This window comes from Methylosoma difficile, assembly GCF_054657615.1.
Genome location: NZ_BAAHYJ010000001.1, coordinates 211388 through 231824, shown reverse-complemented (window position 1 = coordinate 231824; position 20437 = coordinate 211388). Strand labels below are relative to the sequence as shown.

17 protein-coding genes are annotated in these 20437 nt (G+C 48.8%); 6 read left to right on the top strand and 11 right to left on the bottom strand.

Annotated features, from left to right (window positions below; genetic code table 11):
- Positions 1 to 144: 144 nt before the first annotated feature.
- Positions 145 to 1077, top strand: coding sequence for a hypothetical protein (locus tag ACYQ1O_RS01210; RefSeq protein WP_459989699.1), 933 nt, complete (start codon positions 145 to 147; stop codon positions 1075 to 1077).
- Here ACYQ1O_RS01210 and argB read toward each other — a convergent pair.
- The 4 genes from argB to coaBC are packed head-to-tail and all read right to left on the bottom strand — an operon-like array spanning position 1057 to position 4714.
- Positions 1057 to 1968 (bottom strand): acetylglutamate kinase, encoded by a 912-nt coding sequence (gene argB / locus ACYQ1O_RS01205; RefSeq protein ID WP_459989697.1) that lies wholly within the window; start codon positions 1966 to 1968, stop codon positions 1057 to 1059. The genes ACYQ1O_RS01210 and argB overlap by 21 nt on opposite strands.
- A 49-nt stretch (positions 1969 to 2017) precedes the next feature.
- Complete coding sequence (locus tag ACYQ1O_RS01200; RefSeq protein WP_459989695.1) at positions 2018 to 3049, bottom strand: hypothetical protein; 1032 nt, start codon at positions 3047 to 3049, stop codon at positions 2018 to 2020.
- A 23-nt stretch (positions 3050 to 3072) separates the two neighbouring features.
- Positions 3073 to 3528 (bottom strand): dUTP diphosphatase, encoded by a 456-nt coding sequence (gene dut / locus ACYQ1O_RS01195; RefSeq protein WP_459989694.1) that lies wholly within the window; start codon positions 3526 to 3528, stop codon positions 3073 to 3075.
- Positions 3509 to 4714: a bifunctional phosphopantothenoylcysteine decarboxylase/phosphopantothenate--cysteine ligase CoaBC gene (gene coaBC / locus ACYQ1O_RS01190; protein WP_459989693.1), complete on the bottom strand. Its 1206-nt coding sequence runs from the start codon at positions 4712 to 4714 to the stop codon at positions 3509 to 3511. Before coaBC ends, dut begins: the two co-directional genes overlap by 20 nt.
- 97 nt (positions 4715 to 4811) lie before the next feature.
- On the opposite strand from coaBC, the gene ACYQ1O_RS01185 reads away from it, so the two are divergent.
- The 3 genes from ACYQ1O_RS01185 to ACYQ1O_RS01175 all read left to right on the top strand — a co-directional run bounded on the left by ACYQ1O_RS01185 (position 4812) and on the right by ACYQ1O_RS01175 (position 9443).
- Positions 4812 to 5696, top strand: coding sequence for an NAD(P)-dependent oxidoreductase (locus tag ACYQ1O_RS01185; RefSeq protein ID WP_459989691.1), 885 nt, complete (start codon positions 4812 to 4814; stop codon positions 5694 to 5696).
- Positions 5689 to 6456, top strand: coding sequence for a hydroxypyruvate isomerase family protein (locus tag ACYQ1O_RS01180; protein WP_459989690.1), 768 nt, complete (start codon positions 5689 to 5691; stop codon positions 6454 to 6456). The genes ACYQ1O_RS01185 and ACYQ1O_RS01180 overlap by 8 nt, the downstream gene beginning before the upstream one ends.
- Before the next feature lie 218 nt (positions 6457 to 6674).
- The gene (locus ACYQ1O_RS01175; RefSeq protein ID WP_459989688.1) at positions 6675 to 9443 is read left to right on the top strand and encodes a hypothetical protein; all 2769 of its coding nucleotides are present in this window, start codon (positions 6675 to 6677) and stop codon (positions 9441 to 9443) included.
- A gap of 89 nt (positions 9444 to 9532) precedes the next feature.
- On the opposite strand, the gene ACYQ1O_RS01170 is transcribed toward ACYQ1O_RS01175, so the two are convergent.
- Positions 9533 to 10153, bottom strand: a complete 621-nt coding sequence (locus ACYQ1O_RS01170; protein ID WP_459989686.1) for an SPOR domain-containing protein — start codon at positions 10151 to 10153, stop codon at positions 9533 to 9535.
- A gap of 3 nt (positions 10154 to 10156) precedes the next feature.
- Positions 10157 to 11917 (bottom strand): arginine--tRNA ligase, encoded by a 1761-nt coding sequence (gene argS, locus ACYQ1O_RS01165; RefSeq protein ID WP_459989684.1) that lies wholly within the window; start codon positions 11915 to 11917, stop codon positions 10157 to 10159.
- Positions 11918 to 12071: 154 nt separating this feature from the next.
- Here argS and ACYQ1O_RS01160 point away from each other — a divergent pair, with 154 nt between their 5' ends.
- Positions 12072 to 12416 (top strand): hypothetical protein, encoded by a 345-nt coding sequence (locus ACYQ1O_RS01160; protein ID WP_459989682.1) that lies wholly within the window; start codon positions 12072 to 12074, stop codon positions 12414 to 12416.
- Between the two features lie 5 nt (positions 12417 to 12421).
- Here the strand turns inward: ACYQ1O_RS01160 and ACYQ1O_RS01155 are convergent, their stop codons facing one another.
- The 5 genes from ACYQ1O_RS01155 to ACYQ1O_RS01135 form a co-directional block, all read right to left on the bottom strand.
- Entirely contained in the window at positions 12422 to 14638 is a 2217-nt protein-coding gene (locus ACYQ1O_RS01155; RefSeq protein WP_459989681.1) for a primosomal protein N', read from the bottom strand.
- A gap of 407 nt (positions 14639 to 15045) precedes the next feature.
- Positions 15046 to 15849: a class I SAM-dependent methyltransferase gene (locus tag ACYQ1O_RS01150; RefSeq protein ID WP_459989679.1), complete on the bottom strand. Its 804-nt coding sequence runs from the start codon at positions 15847 to 15849 to the stop codon at positions 15046 to 15048.
- Positions 15850 to 15863: 14 nt separating this feature from the next.
- Entirely contained in the window at positions 15864 to 16367 is a 504-nt protein-coding gene (locus tag ACYQ1O_RS01145) for a disulfide bond formation protein B (RefSeq protein WP_459989677.1), read from the bottom strand.
- The gene (locus tag ACYQ1O_RS01140; RefSeq protein ID WP_459989675.1) at positions 16351 to 17052 is read right to left on the bottom strand and encodes an NAD-binding protein; all 702 of its coding nucleotides are present in this window, start codon (positions 17050 to 17052) and stop codon (positions 16351 to 16353) included. Before ACYQ1O_RS01140 ends, ACYQ1O_RS01145 begins: the two co-directional genes overlap by 17 nt.
- The gene (locus tag ACYQ1O_RS01135) at positions 17049 to 18653 is read right to left on the bottom strand and encodes an NAD-binding protein (RefSeq protein ID WP_459989673.1); all 1605 of its coding nucleotides are present in this window, start codon (positions 18651 to 18653) and stop codon (positions 17049 to 17051) included. The genes ACYQ1O_RS01140 and ACYQ1O_RS01135 overlap by 4 nt, the downstream gene beginning before the upstream one ends.
- 237 nt (positions 18654 to 18890) lie before the next feature.
- Between ACYQ1O_RS01135 and ACYQ1O_RS01130 the strand changes: the two genes are divergently transcribed.
- The gene (locus ACYQ1O_RS01130; RefSeq protein WP_459989671.1) at positions 18891 to 20309 is read left to right on the top strand and encodes an undecaprenyl-phosphate glucose phosphotransferase; all 1419 of its coding nucleotides are present in this window, start codon (positions 18891 to 18893) and stop codon (positions 20307 to 20309) included.
- Positions 20310 to 20437 lie beyond the last annotated feature (128 nt).

The following is a 20437-nucleotide window of genomic DNA, read 5'->3' as shown; positions in this document are numbered from 1 at the left end:
AGGATTGCAAGCTTTATCTTTGTGACGATTCACCTATAATTGCCTATAAACGTCATACTTATTTAATAAAATATGTTTAAACCATCATCAAAAGCCGCGTTGCCAATCACTTTTTTGCTATGCCTAACGGCAAGCCAGTCAGTTTTGTCCAATAAAGTTTACCGATTGGAAGACGACACCGGTAATACTGTTTTTTCTGACCAAGTAAGGCCAGAACAGGCTAAATACAAAAGGGAGTTATTAAATAATTCGGCGCGGGTGCTGGAAGTGACGGAAAGGGCTAAATCTAAGGAACAGCAAGCTTTGGAAAGGCGTTTGGATGCTTTGCGTAAGCAACAGGACAAATTAATTGCCGAGCAAAAGTTGCGCGACAATGCATTACTAAGCACCTACCACACCAAAGAAGAAATTTTCGCAGCCCTAAAAATCAAAATGGATTCTTTCGCCAACCAGCTGGCTTCAATGGAAGGCAATCTGCGGCATGTTGATGAACAACTTCGTTCGCAGCAAAAAATTGCCGCCAATTTGGAGCGTGACGAACAGAAAGTCCCTAAGAAATTGTTGGATGATATTGAGTCATCACACAAACAAATTAAGCAGATAAGAGATAATTTGGTATTGATAATGGACAGGCAGCGCCTGACCAAAAGCGAGTTGATGGCGGATGTGGACCGTTATTTGTTCCTGACCCAAACGCATAAGAAACCAGAAAATGGCGGGGTCAACATCCCAAGTATTAAAGAGGCCAATGCCTTGGGTTTGTTTTATTGCGAAAATGACCACCAATGCAACAAGGCTTGGGAGATTGCCCGTAGCTTTGTCAACCAGCACTCCACCACTAAGCCGGACGTTTTTAACGAAAAGTTGATTATGAACCGTCCGCCCGCTACCGATACCGACATTAGCTTGTCATTATCAAGAATCCCCATCACTGAGAACGAATTCCAGCTGTTTCTTGATATCCACTGCCACGAGTCGGTTGTTGGTCAAGAATTGTGCGAGAGTGATAAGGTGCGGAAAATCCGCACCTCGTTCCGCTCTTTTGTAAACGAAAGCTTATCCGTGCTGCCGGAGTGATGTTTTGTTGTGCAGCAATGTACCGACGCCTTGGTCGGTGAACAGCTCCAGCAAGACCGCATGAGGCACGCGACCATCAATAATATGGACGCTGTTTACCCCGCCTTTTAAGGCATCGGTGGCGCAAGTAGTTTTGGGTATCATGCCGCCCGAAATAGTGCCATCAGCAATCAGGTCATCAATGTCTTTGACGGTTAACCCTGTTAGCAGTTGTTTGTCCTTATCTAAAATACCGGCGGTATTGGTCAGTAAAATAAGTTTTTCCGCCCGCAACACTTCCGCCAATTTACCGGCTACCAAGTCAGCATTAATGTTGTATGAAAAGCCGTCTTCGCCAACACCAATAGGTGCTATGACGGGAATAAAATCGCTTTCGCCCAGCATGGTGATGACTGCCGGATCAATACTGCTGACTTCACCGACATGACCCAAATCAATAATTTCGGAGGCTTCGTCATCCAAGGCCGATTTCTTCAAGTTGATTTTTCTCGCACGGATAAAATCGCCATCTTTACCGGTAAGCCCTAAGGCTTTGCCGCCATTTCGGTTAATCAGGTTGACAATTTCTTTGTTGACCAAGCCGCCCAAAACCATTTCCACAACATCCATCGTTTCACTGTCGGTAATGCGCATACCATCGACAAAACCGGTGGTTTTGCCCAATTTCTCCAAAAGCTGACCAATTTGCGGGCCGCCGCCATGAACGACAATAGGGTTCAAGCCAACCAGCTTCATCAGCACGATGTCCCTGGCGAAGCTGTGTTTTAAAGCTTCGTCGACCATGGCATTGCCACCGAACTTGACGATGACGGTTTTGTTTTTAAAACGTTGGATATAGGGCAGGGCTTCGATTAAGACATCGGCAATTTGATGGGCGGTTTTTGTTTGCATGGTGCTTTCCATTTCTTTTTGTTTTTTTGTTTATCGTAAAGGCTTGTGATTAGAGTTTGAAATCGTCACTATTATTGAAGAAATCATCCAGTTCATAGTCGGCGTCGTCACTGACGACTAAGTTGCTGATGGTGTTGATGGCGGCGTTGCGCTGGTTTTCATTGTCAAGAACCCGTTTGAACTGCGCCAATGTTGAAATGATATTGCTCATTTCAGTGAGTTCAACCGGATAGTTACCTTGCATTTTTGAGGACATCATGTCTTTGAAGGCTTTCATGACGCTGCGCAAGTCTTCTGTTAAGACATCAGAAAGTTTTCGGTAGGTGATGAATACCGTTAGCAAAATGATTAAAACACTGAGCAACAGTATGCTGGAGACCAGCAACAGCTCATTGTAATTGCCGTTGATGTTGGCTTGGTAATTGATTGACCAATTGCTGTTTGGAATGTCGATCACAATCGGCTCATCATCGGGCGATGCCTCGCCGTTTGAGGCCAAGACCAGCTTGCCTTGTTTCAGGGCAATATAGCTGTTTTCCACAACAGCCTTTTGGATGGCATGGTTAATGATTTCAGGATTCATGCTAGCCAGTAATACCGCAATCACTTTGCCGTTATGGACAACTTGTCTGGCGACTGCCAAATGCCGGTCGGGGCCTTTATCGCCTTGTATGGCGGGCGGTTGGTTTTTACTGAAAGTTTCAGACACCATGTCCAAGTCGGCGTAGCCCATGCGGGGGATGGCTTTTTTATCGGGTTCGCTGATACCTGGCTGCAATAATCGGATTTTTAAGGTATCAGGTATGTGATGTTCCAGTTTGCTGGCAGCAGCATCAATGGTTGCTGTGTTGTTGCTGTAGATGGCGGCTAAGACTTCGGGGTCTTTGCTCATTTTGTCCAAGGTTTTTTGCAATAATTCCATTTGCGAACTGACGCCTAAGGCAAAACCTTTGGCGGCCATTTCGGCGGCTTCCCTTTTGGTTTGTTGGGTCTCAATTTTAGATAGTCCATAAATCCCCAAGCCTACAAAAAGCACCACAGAGACCACAATAATGGAGATCAATGTAAAAAATTTGATCATAAAATACTCCTTGAAATAACGATTTAGTGGCGGCCTGTATGACCAAATCCACCTTCGCCGCGATGGCTGCCGGTAAATTCGGACACTTGCTCAAAACTGACTTGGACAATAGGGACGATGACCAGCTGGGCAATGCGTTCGCCGACTTGCACGGTAAAGGCTTGGTTGCTGCGGTTCCAGCAAGACACCATGAGTTGGCCTTGGTAGTCAGAATCAATCAAGCCCACCAAATTTCCCAAGACAATGCCGTGCTTATGGCCTAAGCCTGATCTTGGCAAGATCATTGCTGCCAAATGGGGGTCGTCAATATGTATAGCCAACCCCGTGGGTATGAGTACGGTTTCGCCCGGTTTGATTTCCGTTGCCGCGTCTAAGCAGGCACGTAAGTCCAGCCCTGCCGATCCGGTGGTGGCGTATTCCGGCAAAGCGATGTCATTGCCTAAACGGGCATCCAGTATTTTAAGCTGTATTTTTTTCATGCAATCTCTTTGCGATCAGTTTAAGTAATTGTTCTGCCAGCTGTGTTTTTTCAGTCATAGGCAAATGCTGTTGCCCACCTTGCCAGTAAACGTGTAAGGCGTTGCGTTCGCTATCAAAACCGCCTTCCGCTTGCCCAACCCAATTGGCGGCGATCATGTCCGCGTTTTTACGGCTGAGCTTGTCTAACGCGTAAGTTTCCAAATCTTGGGTTTCGGCAGCAAAACCAACGGTGAACGGGCGCGGTTTGGCGGCAGCAACGGCAGCGAGAATGTCTTGGGTTTTTTGCAAGACCAGGACGCTATCATCGGCGTGTTTTTTGATTTTCTCGGTTTGTACCGTCGCGGGCGTATAGTCGGCAACGGCGGCGGCACCAATATAAAGTGCGCATTCGCTTATGTTTTCCATGACGGCTTGGTACATTTGTGCGGCGCTTTCCACGTTAACCCGTTTGATCCCTTCAGGGGTGGGCAGGCTGACAGGGCCACTGACCAAGGTGACTTGTGCACCCGCATTGGCAGCGGCTTGCGCTAAGGCGTAACCCATTTTGCCCGAGCTGCGGTTGGTAATGTAGCGTACCGGATCAAGCGGCTCGCGCGTTGGCCCAGCGGTCATTAAGACTTTTAATCCTTGCAGATACAGGTCGGGTTTGTTATCTGTGCCACACAATTGTAGACAAATTTCGGTGGGTTCTAACATTCTTCCGAAACCTGTTTCGCCGCAGGCTTGGTCGCCCTGGGCAGGGCCGAGGATTTTTACCCCTTGTTGTTTAAGCCGCGCGATATTTTCCTGCACCACGGGTTTGTGCCACATGGCTTGGTTCATGGCCGGAACAACGTAGACGGGACATAAGGCGGCAAGGTATAGCGTTGATAACAGGTCATCCGCCAAGCCGTGGCTAAATTTGCCGATGGCATTGGCGGTTGCGGGTGCTACTACCAATAGGTCAGCCCAGCGCGCCAAATTGATATGACCCATGGCATTTTCTTGCTCGGCATCCAGCAAGGAGGTGTGTACGGCATGTCCGGACAAAGCTTGGAAGGTCAGCTGATTGACAAATTGCTGTGCCGATGCGGTCATCACTACGCGCACTTCTGCACCTTGTTTTCGGAAGAGTCTGACCAGTTCAGCGGCTTTATAAGCGGCGATGCCGCCACAAACGCCTAGCAGGATGCGTTTTGTTGTCATGCTTTCGGTAATTGTTAACGTTTTCGCTAGTATAGCCCAATTAAAAGACGCCGCGCTAAAATAGCGGCCTTTAAGTAACCCCTTGGCAACAATCACTATGTTAACAAAACAACCCCTCTTAGGATTTATCGGCATTGGCTTAATGGGTAAGCCAATGGTTTTACGTTTGCTTGGCGCGGGTTTTGCCGTCCACGTTTGGAACCGCAGCGCTGACAAGCTTGATGGGGTTGTCCAAGCAGGGGCAATTGCCCATGCCGATGTTGCTGGATTGGTAAAAGCTGCCGACGTGATTTTGCTGTGCTTGTCGGATAGTGCGGCAGTCGAAACGGTGGTGACCGAACATATCTTACCCGCAGGCTCTGCGGGTAAATTGCTGATTGATCTATCCAGTATCCATCCCGAAACCACCCAGCAGTTGGCGGATATTTTATATAAACGCTGTGGCATGGGTTGGGTTGATGCGCCGGTTTCAGGAGGTGTGGCGGGTGCCGAGCAGGGTAAGTTGGCGATCATGGCTGGCGGCAGCGAGGCCGATATTGCCGTAGCGCGTTTAGTGCTGGCGCCTTTGTACCAACAGTTGACGCATATGGGGGCGGTCGGATGTGGGCAAGTCAGCAAAATTTGCAACCAAATGATTGTCAGCTGCAATGTGCTGGTCATTGCCGAAATGATGGCACTGGCAAAGCAAGCGGGCGTGGATGCCGCGCAAATCCCCCTCGCTTTGGCAGGTGGTTTTGCCGACTCCAAACCGTTGCAAATTGTGGCCCCGCAAATGGCAGCAGAAAGTTTTGAACCGATCAGATGGCGCGTAAAAACGTTGTTGAAAGACTTGCAGATGGCGGTTGATTTGTCGAACCGCCAAGGCAGCGCCATGCCCATTTCCGGTCTTGCCGCACAGCTGATGCAGCTGCACGCCAGCAATGGTTATGCGGAACAAGACCCCTCCACATTAATAAAATTGTATCCCTCACCCGATGCCTAATTTTTCCGCCAACCTCAGCATGTTGTTTGCTGAACATGCTTTGCCCGACCGTTTTAAGGCTGCCCGTCAGTGTGGCTTCAATGCGGTGGAAATACAATTTCCTTATAGTTTAAATGCGGCAGCTTTAAAAGCTCTGTTAGATGATAACCAATTGAAAATGGTGTTGTTTAACGTCGATGCCGATGATTTGCTGCAAGGCGGGGAAGGCTTGGCTTGCGTACCCAGCAAATGTGGACAGTTCTTGCAAGGCTTGGAGCAAGCCTTGCGCTATGCCGAAGTTTTAAAGCCTGTCGCCGTTAATGTTTTGCCGGGACGCTGCTTCGATAGCCGCCAGCAGGATGCCTATCGGCAAACCTTGTTGGCAAATTTGCAGCTTGCTACGCAAAGCTTGGCATCATTAGGTGTGAAATGCGTGTTTGAGGCCATTAACAACCAAGATATGCCGGGGTTTATCGTCAACACCGGCGAGCAAATGGTGGCAATACTGGATGAGTTGAACGAACCCAACCTGTCGATGCAATACGATATTTACCACGCCAAGATGATGGGTGCAGATGTCGTGTCGTTCATAACCGCACACGCTCAACGTATCGGTCATATCCAATTCGCTGATTGCCCAGGGCGCGCCCAACCCGGAACAGGGGAGATTGGTTTTCAAAAACTGTTTTCTGTAATTGACGATGCCGGTTATGACGGCTGGGTAGGGGCCGAATACAAGCCGCTTGGGGCAACTGCAGCCAGTTTGCAATGGCTGGATTAAGCCGCAGTGCTTGCGGGGGAAATCCTCTCTCCTGAGTTTGCAGATTCTTGTCTAGGGCTTCATGCGACTGGGTTGTTGGCGATGATGCGGGCAATCAGGATGTCGGCGGCATAATTTTCCTGTTAAAAGTAAGTTTATTTTTATAAACTTTGGCAACTGAGCAGTGCTGTTAATTTTTTGTTAATGCACCTTTCATTTCAACGTTTTGGAGAATTTGCATGACAGTCATTAGTTCAAATATCAGCGCGGTGTTTGCTGGGCATACCTTAAGAGAATGGCGCAATACGAATGCTTTTGCCGTTATTAAAAACGATGGTTCGGTGGTTGCTTGGGGTGAAAGTGATGCGGGCGGCGATCTGTCGGCAGTAGCTGATAAGCTTGATGGAACACAAGATGTGGTACAGATTTTCTCTACTGAAACGGCATTTGCGGCAATCCGGGCCGATGGTTCGGTCGTCACGTGGGGCGACGCTAATGCCGGAGGTGACAGCAGTGCCGTCGCCAGCAAGCTAAGTGGTGCCAATGATGTCCTGCAGATAGCTTCCACCGCTTTTGCGTTTGCCGCTTTACGCAGTAACGGTTCGGTTGTGGCTTGGGGCGATACCGGTTTAGGCGGGGATAGCAGCGCTGTGGCGGCTAAGCTCAATGGTATTACCGATGTGGTGCAATTATTTTCTACCCGTTATGCGTTTGCAGCCTTGCGCACCGACGGTTCGGTCGTGACATGGGGCGAGGGTGGTTCCGGTGGCGACAGTAGTTCGGTGGCTGCACAGATCAATGGCACAACAGCGGTCACGCAAATTATTTCTACCGGTACTGCTTTTGCTGCGTTACGTGCCAATGGCACGGTGGTGACGTGGGGCGATGCCAATGCCGGTGGTGACTGTAGCGGTGTGGCGGCACAACTCAGTTCGGTCAGTAAACTCGTTGCCAATGAATATGCGTTTGCCGCTTTGCGTGCGGACGGTTCGGTGGTGGCTTGGGGCGATGCCAATGCGGGTGGAGATAGCGGCGCTGTTGCATCCGCCATTAACGGTGCAATCAACGTAGTGGCGATTTTTTCGACCGCCAGCGCCTTTGCTGCCTTGCGTGAAGACGGATCATTAATCACTTGGGGAGATGGCAATGCGGGGGGCGATAGCAGCCAGGTTGCGTTGTCGCTGAATGGCGTGACGGATGCGGTACACGTTTTTGCCACGAGCTTCGCTTTTGCCGCCTTGCTGGCTGACGGGTCGGTGGTGACGTGGGGCGATGTCAATGCCGGTGCGGATAGTGGCGAAGTGCTTGCTGCCCTTAACGGAAGCGTGGATGTGGTCAACATTTTTTCTACAAGCAGCGCTTTTGCCGCCTTACGTGCGGACGGTTCGGTGGTGACGTGGGGCAATGGCAGTTACGGTGGCGATAGCAGTCAGGTCGCGGCACTATTGGACGGAAGCGTCAATATTGTGCAAATTTTTACGACCGCAGGCGCGTTTGCTGCGTTGCGTGAAGACGGTTCGATTGTGGTTTGGGGGAATGAAGAATTTGGTGGTGATAGCAGTGTTGTCGCTAGCCTGATTGCGGCTGGGGTGGTCAGTGCTGCCAATATTTATACCAATGATGCTTTTCATGCGCCGCCGGATTTAACTTTAATTGGCAGCAGCGTTAACGACGTGCTGGTCGGTGGCGATGGCAATGACACGCTACAAGGCGGTGGCGGAACCGACACGATGACCGGTGGATTGGGCAATGATGTTTATATTGTCGATAATACCGGCGATGTGGTCATTGAAACATCCACTCTGAGTACCGAGATTGATACGGTAAAAAGCCGGGTCACTTACCAATTAGGCAACCATTTGGAGAATTTGGCCTTGCTGGGGACGGTGGCTATTGATGCGATAGGCAACAGCCTTAACAATAACTTATTGGGCAATAGCGCCGACAATATTTTGGACGGTGGCTTAGGCGCTGATACTCTGACCGGCGGCTTGGGCAAGGATACTTATGTTATTGATAATAGTGGCGATGCCATAATAGAAACCTCAACCTTGCCGACGGAGATGGATACCGTAAAAAGCTATATCAGCTACAGCTTAGGGGCAAATCTGGAAAACCTCAGCTTGCTCGGTACTTCCGCCATTAATGCGACCGGTAATGCCCTTAATAACGTCTTGGTAGGTAATAATGCGGCAAATCGTTTGGATGGTGGCATCGGAGCGGATAGCCTAACGGGCGGTTTAGGTGGTGACATTTATTGTGTTGATGATACTGGAGATGTGATAGTTGAAACCTCTACGTTGATAACTGAAATCGACACGGTTGAAAGCACCATTTCTTATGTATTGGGCGCAAATCTTGAAAATTTGACCTTGGTGGGTGCTGCCAAAAACGCGACGGGAAATGCCTTAGCTAATGTCATTACTGGAAATGCTGCGGCTAATGCCTTATTGGGCGGTGCTGGCAATGATGTATTGGTTGCCGGTAACGGTGCCGATGTGTTGACGGGCGGCGGTGGCAAAGATTATTTGGATTTAACAGAAAGCGTTGCGGCTAAGGACACCGTAATAATAGCCTCCGGTAACAGTACCGTGGCGAACTTCGACGTCGTGGCAGGTTTCCAAGAAGGGCTTAGCGGCACAACAACGGCTGGAGTCGATAAGCTAGACTTGGCCAGTACAAGCATTGCTGCCAATACGGTGGCCAGTAATGGTGTTGATGCAGGCGCAATCAAAAGCCATAGTATCAACAATGGCATCATCCGTTTTGATGATACGGATGCTTTTAGTAACGCATTGGTTATCAATGCCGGAAATTTGGCTGATGTGCTGGCATATTTACAAAGCAATATCACGCTTGCCGGTGCGACGGTTGCCTTCAACGTAGGCGCTGACGCCTATGTTTTCCAAAACGAGGGGGGCAACGATGTGTTGGTGGAATTGCTGGGTGTCAATCTAACAGGTGTTGGCACTAGCGGTTTGGGGGTGGGTACTTTGTGGATTGCTTGATGGCTTCAAACGGGCTGCGATAGATGCTGTTTAGTTTTTCAGCCCTTGTTTTTAGGAAACAATTTGGGACGGTGTGACTGCTTTTTGGATCAACGCCCAATTTGCGTGACCACGGCATCGATGCCGCTTTTTTTCAGTCTTGATTTGACCGTATCGACGCTGGTCATTTTGTTGTAGGGGCCGATTTTTACCCGATACCAAACTTTAGGCTCAAGATTCGATTTTTCAGCTTTGTTGTTGACCTTGACGGTTACTTTATCAATTTTGGCGGGAATGCCCATTTTCGCCAGCTTTTTTCCTAATTGCTCGGCTTCTTTGCTGCTGCTGAAAGAGCCCGCCTGCACCATATATTGCTTGTTGTCATTGCTTTTACCGACTGCTTCTTCACGGCTGCGGGTTTTTACCTCGTGTTCGGGGATGACAATCTCTTTCTTGGGAAGGCTGTGATAGAAATCGAAATGCGGGTATGCCGGTTTGGCGGCTTGTTTTTCGGGTTCGGTCTTGGCTACATCGGTAGGGGCTGTTTTTTCGGCTGTTTCTTCCGAGGCGACAGGTGTTTTAGGTGTGGAAAAATGCAAATAGGCCAAAACCCCGCCGAACCCCGCCAACACCAGCACGACAGCAATGATTCGCAACGGGCCAGGGCCTTGCCGGCGCCCGCCCCGTGGTGTTTTTTTGCCTTGTACTCGGTGTTTGTAGTCGCGGGCCATAAGTTACATTGATTCGGGAGTGGTGACGGAAAGTAGGCCTAAGCCGTTAGCCAATACTTGTTTAATGGCGCAAATTAAGTTGAGTCGGGCATCACGCAATTTGGCGTCTTCAACCAAAAATTGGTGGGCGTTGTAGTAAGTATGGAATTCGGTCGCCAATTCACGCAGATATTGGATCAGCTGGTGCGGCTCGTAGTTGAGGGCGGCGCGTTGCAAGGCTTCTGGGTAACGGCTTAGGGTGCCGAGCAAAGCCGCTTCGTGCGGTTCGACCAATAACGCCAAATTTTCCATGCCTAATTGGATATTGCGCTCCAAAGCTTTTTCGTCCAGTTGACGCAGCACACTGCACACGCGGGCGTAGGCGTATTGTACATAAAACACCGGATTCTCGTTGGTTTTCGAGGTGGCGAGTTTTAAATCAAAGTCCATATGCTGTTCCGAACGGCGCATCACATAGAAAAAGCGCGCCGCGTCTTTGCCCACTTCATTGCGCAATTGTCTTAAGGTGATGAACTCGCCGGAACGGGTGGACATTTGTACTTTTTCGTCGCCACGATACAAGGTGGCGAATTGCACCAGCAAAACTTTCAGTTTGGCTTCATCAGCACCTAAGGCCTGCATGGCGGCGCGTACGCGCGGAATGTAGCCGTGGTGGTCGGCGCCCCAAATGTCGATGATTTGCTCAAAACCACGGTCAAGTTTGTTCATGTGGTAGGCAATGTCGGAAGCAAAATAGGTGTACTGGCCATTTTCGCGGACGACAACACGGTCTTTTTCATCGCCCAAAAGGCTGGAGGCAAACCAAGTTGCGCCTTCTTTTTCGTATAAGTGTCCGCCAGCTTGCAAGCGTTGCAAGGCCTGGTCGACCGAACCGTCATCCATGAGCTGGCGTTCTGAAAACCATTCTTGATAATCCACGCCAAATTCATGCAAATCGTCGCGGATGTCGTCCAGGATGGTGTTCAGGCCAATGGCGAAAAAGTCACGGTAAAGCGTGGTTCCTAATAAGGTTTTGGTGCGGGCGATCATCGCGTCGATAAACAGTTCTTTATCGCCGCCTTGCGGTTCGTCCAAAGGCAAGTTTTCCAACACCAAGTTGGCTGGTCGGCGGTATTCGTTGCCAGCGTTTTTGTGGGTTTGCCAAGCGATGTCGCGGACATAATCGCCGCGATAGCCGTTGCTGGGGAAGGGCAGCACTTCGCCGCATTCTTCCAGATAGCGCAACCAAATGCTGGTGGCGAGGATGTCCATTTGCCGTCCGGCATCGTTGACATAGTATTCGCGGTGGACATTAAAGCCGACGGCTTGCAGCAAGTCAGCCACCACCGAGCCATAGGCTGCGCCGCGTCCATGTCCGACATGCAAGGGGCCGGTCGGATTGGCGGAGACGAATTCGACTTGCACTTTTTTGCCGGCGCCCACTTGGCTTAAGCCAAAAGCAGGGCCTTGGGTGTGGATTTGCCCAATAATTTGGAATTGTGCGCTTTTATCAACAAAGAAATTGATAAAGCCAGGCCCTGCAATCTCGACTTTAGTGATGGTGCTGTCTTGCGGCAACGCGGCAATCAGTTTTTCCGCCAAGGCGCGGGGCGGCATTTGTGCCGGTTTTGCCAGCAACATCGCTAGGTTGGAGGCAAAATCGCCGTGTGATTCGTCACGGGTGCGGTCTATGTTGATGTTGGGGCTGATGTCGTGGTTGAGCGTGCCGTCGGATTTGAGTGCGGCAAGCGCTTGCAGGAGAAGGTTTTCTATCTTGTTTTTCATTACTGCCAAAGAGTGGTTTTATCAATTAATAGTGGGGCATTATCCATGAAAATCATCTCATTATCCATTCAAACAATACCGCTTTAACGGGCTTGCCAGCACAGGCCAGATAAGCAAAAATCAGCCTTTTATGTTCACTTAAAAGAAGGCCGTTATGATGGATCCGCGATTTAATCCCGCCAAACCTTTAGCCATTATTGCCGTGTGTGTGATTGGTTTTATTAATGCCACGCAAATGCTGAATTTGGTTTTTTCGCCAATGACCAAACAATTGGGCGGGATTTACCCGGCTTATTTTGGTGTTTCGGTGTTGGTCAGCGTACTGTGCTTGCTGGGGTTGTGGATGATGAAACGCTGGGCGGCGTTGGCCTATATTGCCGTGTTGGTCGCCAACCAGGCGGTTTTGCTGGCGACTGGGTTTTGGGAAATCAGCGCCTTGATAATGCCCTTGTTGATGGTTGGCCTGTTGCTTAAGCATTTGGCGGCAATGTCGTCTTAACAGCTTCAATACAAATCAATCGGATCAACATCCAAAGACCAGCGCACTTTTTGCGAGGGTTTATGTTGTTCTATGGCGGGTAACAAGGCATCCAGCGTGGCTTGCAAGTCTTGCCGCTTATGGCTTTGCAACAGCAGTTGGTAATGGTACAAGCCGGCGCGTTTGCTCATGGGGGCAGGAACCGGGCCGAGGATTTGCAAGGTCGATTTCAAATGCTGGCGCGCCAGTTGGCTGACGGTTTCCAAAAAAACAGGCGGCAAACGTGCATCAACAGCGGCGGCTCGGAATAGGGCTTGATAGCTGTAGGGCGGCAAGCCTGCTTGTTTGCGTTCAGCCAACGCTAAAGTGGCAAAGCGTTGATAGCCGTCTTGGATGAGGGTGGTCAGCAGCGGGTGTTCGGGATGGCGGGTTTGCAGGATGACGCGGCCTGGCTTTTCGGCGCGACCAGCTCGGCCTGACACTTGCACAATCAGTTGCGCGAGTTTTTCCGGCGCGCGGAAGTCAATGCTGAACAGGCCGCTATCGACATCTAAAATAGCCACCAGCGTTACATTGGCAAAATGGTGGCCTTTGGCGAGCATTTGTGTGCCTAAAATAATATCAGCGTGGCCTTGGTTGATTTGCTCCAAATAGTTTTGTAACGCGCCTTTGCGCTGTGTGGAGTCGCGGTCCAGGCGCACGATGGTTTGTTGTGGAAACAATGCGTTCAGCACGTTTTCCACCCGCTCAGTCCCTAGGCCCAAGGCGGTCAGCGTGCCGCCCTGGCAAGCGGGGCAGTGGTGCAGCAAACGTTGTTCTTTGCCGCAATGGTGGCAGCGCAGCAATTGCTCGAAGGCGTGGATGACCAAGTTGGCGTCGCAGCGTTGGCAATGCGCCACCCAGCCGCAGCTGTGGCAAATCAGTGTGGGCGCAAAACCTCGGCGGTTTAAAAACAGCAAGACTTGTTCATTTTTGGCGAGGGTCTGCTCTATGTCTGCCAGCAAGGCGTCAGATAAACCTTCTTGCAAGGGTTTGTTACGGATGTCCAGCAGTTGCAACACCGGTGCCAAGGCGTTGCCGGCCCGCTCTGGCAATTGCAGCCATTGGTAGCGTCCCCGCTGGGCGTTGTAAAGGCTTTCCAGTGACGGTGTCGCAGAACCCAACAGCACCGGGATGCCGTGTTGTTTGGCGCGGACAATGGCGACATCACGTGCTGAAAAACGCAGGCCTTCCTGTTGTTTGAACGAGCTGTCGTGTTCTTCATCAAGAATAATCAGGCCTAGGTTTGGGCATGGCGTAAACAAGGCCGAGCGCGTACCCAGCATGATTGCGCTGCGGCCTTGCTGCATTTGTAACCAAGCGGTTTGGCGTTGATTGTCGGTCAGTTTCGAATGCGATACGGTAATGGCGGCGGCAAAGCGTTGCCGGAAACGCTCTTCCAATTGCGGCGTCAGGGTAATTTCAGGCACCAGTACCAGTACTTGCAAGCCTTGCGCCAGCACTGTACGGATAATCTGCATATACACTTCGGTTTTGCCGCTGCCCGTCACCCCTTCCAGCAAAAACACCGCAAATTGCCCAAGCTGTGTGCTGACGGCGTTAATGGCGGCTTGTTGTTTGGGGTTGCAGGGCAAATCGTCTGCGCCCAGTCCGTGCGGTAGGGTATTGCTGCTGTCAAGGGTCAGCAATTGTTTGTCGATCAAGCTTTTTACCGCTGTGCGCCAATGGCTGTTCCACGCGTTTAAGGTGCTTTCCGATAATGGCTGGGAGTGTTCTTGGAATTTCTCCAAGACGCTTTTTTGTTTGGGCGAGCGTTTCAGTGTTTCGCTGGCGGTGGTTTTGCCAAGCGCGGTTAGCGCATAGCATTTTTCGCCTTGCAAGGTGGCAGCTTTGCCTTGGCGCAAGCCTACCGGAAATGCCGTGCTGAATACTTCACCTATCGGGTGGTGGTAATAACGGGCGACCCAATGCAGCAATTTTAAGTCTTGTGCTGATAGCAGTGGGTGTTCATCAATAATACGGCAGACGCGTTTGAGTTTGTTGGGGTCAATATCGCTATCGCCCACTACCGCTATCAAATAACCAATTTTATTGTTTTTGCCGAAAGGTACTTCTAAACGCGTCCCTGGTTTTAAGTTGGGATTGGGGTTGCTTTCTGGCGGTAGATAATCGAATAGCCGATAAAGCGGAACGGGGATGGCTATCCGATAAGCCAGCGTTTGTTGGAAAGGCTTTTTAGCCATGTCTGTTAAAAAGAAAGTGATAAGTTGTGTCTAAGTGACTGAATTTAGGTCTTGAGATTTTTACCCACAGGAGCTGTGGATAACTCTGTGGATAGAGCCTTTATAAAAGCCCTTAATGCTGGTTTTTATTACAATTTAGTCATATTGGCTAATTTTCAGACGTTTTTTATTTTTCTTTATATTTCAGTTGCTTATTTGTTTTTGAAAGAGGCGGTCTTGAGAAAAGTGAGTAATGTTTCACATTATTTTGCGTATTTCTTAACACGGCCTACAAGCTTGCCAAGTTGTTGATAGTTCGTTTTCGATACTACCTTTGAGATTTCCATAAGCATCCGACACAAGCATTTTTTAATGCGGCTGTCATATTGCCAGGCGTAAAAAAATAGGTTTTACGCCTGGCTGAGCGTTTACTTAGGTTTGACAAATTTAAGTGTCATCCGGTCGCTTTCACCAATATTAAGATACTTTTGCCGGTCTTTCTCAGACGATCGTAACGCCGGTGGCAAAGCCCAAACGCCTTCTGGATAGTCTTTGCTGTCTTTGGGGTTGGCATTGATTTCTGATTTTGCCAAAAACTCAAACCCTGCGTTGCGGGCTAGCGAGATGACATAGTCTTCGCTGACATAACCCGATTCAGCTTTCGGGTCTTGTGGTTTGTTGGCTGTATTGCGATGCTCCACCACGCCCAATAGGCCGCCTGGTTTTAAGGCTTTGTACATGGCTTTAAAAACCATTGCCGCTTGGTCGTTTTTCATCCAATTGTGGACATTGCGGAAAGTCAGCACGCGGTCAGCCCAGCCTTCCGGCGCAATTTCCAAAAACTTGGGCGGTTGTAAAACCGTTAACTGCATTTTGCTGTAGAGATCGGGGTTCTGCTGGGTTTTATTGATGAAACTGTTCAGGTTTTCGCGATAAAACGCTTGTTCGGCATCGGCTGAAAAATGCGCGGCGTAGAGCTTGCCGTGGTCTTTGAGATAGGGGGCGAGGATTTCGGTGTACCAGCCTTGACCGGGCCAGACTTCCACTACCGTCATAGTGGCTTTGACATCAAAGAATTCCAAGGTTTGTTGGGGGTGGCGATAGCGGTCACGGGCTTTGTTGTCGGCTGGACGATGTTTGCCGTTAATGGCTTCTGCCAAGCCGGCAAAATCATCAGCCAGCGCGTTACCATTCAATAAGGCCAATAACATCAGCCACGGAAATTTTTTCATGATGGGGTTCCTGGTTAGGATTTAGAGGTGTTCCAGATTTGCAAAAGGCTTAAGGTTGCCAGCATCAGGAAGGCGAACAATGTCCAAACGGGCATGCTCAGGCCGAGCATTGTCCAATTGATTTCAGCGCATTCGCCTGTACCGCTGAGCATGAGTTTGATGGTTTCCGATAAAGGGAAGTATTTAAAGACAAATTCCAGTTCTTGGCATTGCGGCACTTGGTCTTTAGGCAGGTTTTGCAACCAGACATGGCGGCTGGAAACGGCGGCACCGCACAAGGCTGTTACCGCACCGATGATGGCGTAGATTTTTACACCTTGTTTTGCCGGATTGTGCAAGGTGGCTATTAAAAACACCACGCCTGTCAAAAAGATGGCAATCCGTTGGGAAATGCAGAGCGGGCAAGGTTCCAGACCATCCACAAACTGATAATAAGCACCCATCGCCAGCAAAAACACGCATCCTAGAAAGCCCAGCAAAAACCAAATTCTGGGATTAAATTTAATGGCTTCGAACACCTTCAACCTCGTTTTTAAATTGTTTGATTTCTGAAGACGGCCCCATAACCACCAGCACGTCACCTGCGTTCAATTCGTGATGGTTGCCACCAATCACAAAATGCAATTGATCGCCCAAGGCTTTATCAACCACGGCGATCAGGATTAAATTATGCTTCTCCTTCAGGTTTAAGTCACTGGTTTTGACGTTTTCCAAGATGGAGTCGGGCGGAATTTCAATCTGTGCCATTTTTAAGTCATGACGACCAAAGACGGTGTTGTCCAAAATCGTGGAAATATCCGGGCGGATGAGCATTTCGTGGGTTTTACGCCCGCAAATCTCATAAGGATCAATGATTTTGTTGGCACCTGCCGCCAATAGTTTGGGGGCTGATTCGGGGTCGTCGACAATGGCGATAATGCTGACGTTTTTATCCAAAGCGCGGGCGGAAATGGTCAAAAACACATTGTCGGAATCTTCGGGGTAAAAACAGAAGATGATGTCAATGTCGGTGCCGATACCAATGGCGCGCAGGTCGTCATCGTTTTTAAAGTCGATGACGCGGGCGTGAAAGCCTTTGTCTTCAACTAATGCTGCTTCCTGTTCATCTTTGGCAATAAAAATCAGCGCATATTTGTCTGACTTTAAGCGGTTCATGGCCTCAAACGAAAGGCTGCTATAGCCAAATACGGCGATACGTTTCATGGTTTTCGGCTCCGTTTCAAGCGGCTGGTTTCAATCAGGCCGCGAAAATAGTCAATGCTGTAATCCCTTCCCATCACCATCAACAGATCACCGCTTTGCAATTTAAGCTGTGCGGGCGGGTTAAAATAAAAATATTGGTCTTTAATGGTGTAGCGGTTTTTATGTTTTTGGTGGATGGGGTTGCTGCTGATAATGCCTATCAGTAGGAGCTTTCTTTGCTCAAATTCAACCTCGCTAATCGTTTTGCCTTCTATCATGGAGTGTTCTTTGACGCATAAGGTTTCCATGATGAATTGTTGCTCCTCGCGTATAATTCCGAGGATAGCCTCAAAGGCAACGGGCTGTCCGACATATTCGGCGACCACCATGCCTGCAATTTCAAACGGTTGGATGACGTTGCTGGCACCCGCCTGGTACATTTTTTTGACATTGTCTTCCCGGTTGACACGGCTGATAATGCGGATGTCCGGATTTAGGTGGCGGCTGGTCAAGGTGATGTAGACGTTAATCACGTCGTTGCCGGTCGTACATAAAACCGCCGATGCGCCCGCGTTAATACCGGCATTGCTGAGTACCGAATTTTTGCTGGCATCGGCTTGGATAGCCAAATGCCCTAGTTGTTTGGCGTTAACGATGGCGACGGGGTCGGTGTCGATGATGACAAAATGTTGGCGGTCTTTTTTTAGCTGCGCGGCAATGTGTTGCCCCACCCGCCCAAAACCACAAATGATAATAAAGTGATTAAAACGGTTAATTTCCGCATAAATGCGATTTTCCCTCAGCACATTCATTTTATCGTTAAATGCCGAGACTATAATTGATACAAAAAACGACAACACGCCCAAGCCCGATAAGATCAGTGCCATTGTCACCACTCGCCCGCCGGTGGTTTGTGGGGAAATATCGCCGTAGCCAACCGTGGCAACCGTGACGACGGAAAAATAAAAGGCATCGAACAGGTTTTTGATATGGCTGTTTTGGGCAGGGAACTCAAACAAATAAATGGCGGCGCTGCCGATAAATACCAAAAAGCCTAAGAAGGTTGCTAGGGTGTACAGGTCAAAGCGTTTGCTGGCGAGGATTTCGGTGAACAGTTTGATGCTGTCAAAATAGCGGAACAGTTTGAACAGCCTAAAAATCAGCAGCACCCTAAAAATCCGCAAAGGCCGGTAGCTGGGCAATATCGCCAACAAATCAATTAACGCCAGGGGCGAGAGGATGTGTTCTAGCTTTTTGGCAATAATCAGTTTGATGGCATAACCCAGGCGGAAACGGATATTCAGGTAGGTGGCTTTTTCATAATGTTCAAGGATGATTTTGTGGCAATCGTTGAAGAGCCACAGCCTTAGCAGGTATTCGGCAATGAAGACGTTAATCAGGGCTTGTTCAAAAAGCTTTTCCGCTTCAGTGAGTTGGCGGTTGACTTCGTAGATCAGCAAGGACACGCTGAACAGCACCAGGCAAATCATAAAGACATCAAAGCATGATTTGTAAGGGCTGTTAGGGTTTTCTAGCACATTGTAGAAAAACTGCTTGCAGCGCCGATAACGTGCCGATGATTTTAAAAAGTACGCAAAATTGATAATCAGCCGGGTCAACATGTTTTTAATGGGTGTCTGTAAAGAGGGGCGCTTGAGTTGTTTGCTTGGCAAGTGCTTGAAATAATCAGAAATCCTAAAAAGGTTTGCCTGCCGCTAATATTAACCTTATGAGCCATCAAGCGGTCAAAAATTTGCTTTTGTGCAGATGTTAGCTACAGTGTTTACAGTGCAATTGTTTGTGAAATATTCCACAAGATGCCAATATTTTGTTAATTTACCGCAGAACCCATCCGATAAATGCCAGTGAAGAACAACAGAAAACTCCAGTTCGTCCAACCTTATACCAATAAGTTTTTGGTATTTGCCAGATCGCTTGATGCTTTGGTTATTGGTTTGACTTTATGGTCAATTTTGGGGGTTTTTGAGACAGAGTGGACACCAATTAACACTTGGTGGCTATTGATTGTGCTGGTGACGTTCGATATTTTTGCTGAATTTAATGAGTTGTACCGGCAATATTTTGATGCCTCGATATTTAGGGAATCGATTCGGATTATTTTTTCTTGGTTGTGGACCATTTTGGTTTTATGGGTGGTCAATGCCGTCCATCCTATTATTGAACCCCATCAGCTCAAGTTGTTTTGGGCTTGGGTTGCCGTTACGCCCATCGAGTTGTTATCTTGGCATATTGCCGCTATTAGTATTGTTTTGCTGGTTAAGCGCCTAGGATTTAAAAAACAGCGGGTCGTTATTTATGGTGCTACGCCGTTGGGTGCTGAGCTGGAAAAAATCTTTAAAAAAGAAGATGAGGATATTGATTTTTTAGGGTTTTTTGATGACCGCCAAAATTATGGCTCTGATCGTGGTATCGTTAAGGATGTTATTGTTAGTGGCAATTTTGAAGATTTGCTAAAGCAAGCAAGGGAAGGCAAGATTGATTTGGTGTGCATCGCTTTACCTATGCGCAACGAGCCGCGTATCAGGGACATGATCATTAAGCTTTCGGATACGACGGTGTCGGTTTATATGCTGCCTGACTTGGTGACCTTTGATTTATTGCGCTCAAGCTTGCGCAATATTAAAGGCATACCCGTCATCAGTGTGCACGAGACACCTTTTTATGGTGTGGATGGCATCATGAAAAGGCTTTTTGATATTTTCTTCAGTAGCTTCATTTTGCTGCTTATCGCTATTCCAATGCTTGTCATCGCTATTTTGGTCAAGCTCGGCTCACCAGGGCCGGTGATATTCAAACAACGCCGTTATGGCTTTAAAGGCGAAGAGATTGTCGTTTGGAAATTCCGTTCTATGACGGTTTGTGATGATGGCGGTGTTGTTGAGCAAGCCAAAAAGAACGATCCCCGCTTAACCAAGCTTGGTGCGTTTTTACGCAAGTCTTCACTGGACGAGTTCCCTCAGTTTTTTAATGTCCTGCAAGGCCGCATGTCAATTGTTGGTCCTAGGCCACATGCGGTTGCCCACAATGAGTTTTATCGCGGACAAATCCAAGGCTATATGCTTCGTCATAAAGTAAAGCCCGGTATTACCGGTTGGGCGCAAATCAACGGTTTTCGCGGCGAAACGGATACGCTTGACAAAATGGAAGGCCGGATACAGTACGATCTTGAGTACATAAAAAACTGGTCAATTTGGCTAGACGTAAAAATTATTTTCCTCACCATCTTCAAAGGCTTTTTTGGCTCCAAAGCCTATTAGATTTGTTCCGCGGTATCGCGTCTGTTCTGTGATGACTGCTTGGCGCAGATTTTCCCCTTAAAAAATTATCTGCTTAACTAATGCCGACATAAAAGTGTGGTAAATTGTGCCACAGTCTGGAAATCGTT

Bases quoted from the DNA above. Each gene is read 5' to 3' on its own strand.
- argB (WP_459989697.1), bottom strand. From the start codon at position 1,968: ATGCAAACAAAAACCGCCCATCAAATTGCCGATGTCTTAATCGAAGCC.
- ACYQ1O_RS01200 (WP_459989695.1), bottom strand. From the start codon at position 3,049: ATGATCAAATTTTTTACATTGATCTCCATTATTGTGGTCTCTGTGGTG.
- dut (WP_459989694.1), bottom strand. From the start codon at position 3,528: ATGAAAAAAATACAGCTTAAAATACTGGATGCCCGTTTAGGCAATGAC.
- coaBC (WP_459989693.1), bottom strand. From the start codon at position 4,714: ATGACAACAAAACGCATCCTGCTAGGCGTTTGTGGCGGCATCGCCGCT.
- ACYQ1O_RS01185 (WP_459989691.1), top strand. From the start codon at position 4,812: ATGTTAACAAAACAACCCCTCTTAGGATTTATCGGCATTGGCTTAATG.
- ACYQ1O_RS01180 (WP_459989690.1), top strand. From the start codon at position 5,689: ATGCCTAATTTTTCCGCCAACCTCAGCATGTTGTTTGCTGAACATGCT.
- ACYQ1O_RS01175 (WP_459989688.1), top strand. From the start codon at position 6,675: ATGACAGTCATTAGTTCAAATATCAGCGCGGTGTTTGCTGGGCATACC.
- ACYQ1O_RS01170 (WP_459989686.1), bottom strand. From the start codon at position 10,153: ATGGCCCGCGACTACAAACACCGAGTACAAGGCAAAAAAACACCACGG.
- argS (WP_459989684.1), bottom strand. From the start codon at position 11,917: ATGAAAAACAAGATAGAAAACCTTCTCCTGCAAGCGCTTGCCGCACTC.
- ACYQ1O_RS01160 (WP_459989682.1), top strand. From the start codon at position 12,072: ATGATGGATCCGCGATTTAATCCCGCCAAACCTTTAGCCATTATTGCC.
- ACYQ1O_RS01155 (WP_459989681.1), bottom strand. From the start codon at position 14,638: ATGGCTAAAAAGCCTTTCCAACAAACGCTGGCTTATCGGATAGCCATC.
- ACYQ1O_RS01150 (WP_459989679.1), bottom strand. From the start codon at position 15,849: ATGAAAAAATTTCCGTGGCTGATGTTATTGGCCTTATTGAATGGTAAC.
- ACYQ1O_RS01140 (WP_459989675.1), bottom strand. From the start codon at position 17,052: ATGAAACGTATCGCCGTATTTGGCTATAGCAGCCTTTCGTTTGAGGCC.
- ACYQ1O_RS01135 (WP_459989673.1), bottom strand. From the start codon at position 18,653: ATGTTGACCCGGCTGATTATCAATTTTGCGTACTTTTTAAAATCATCG.
- ACYQ1O_RS01130 (WP_459989671.1), top strand. From the start codon at position 18,891: ATGCCAGTGAAGAACAACAGAAAACTCCAGTTCGTCCAACCTTATACC.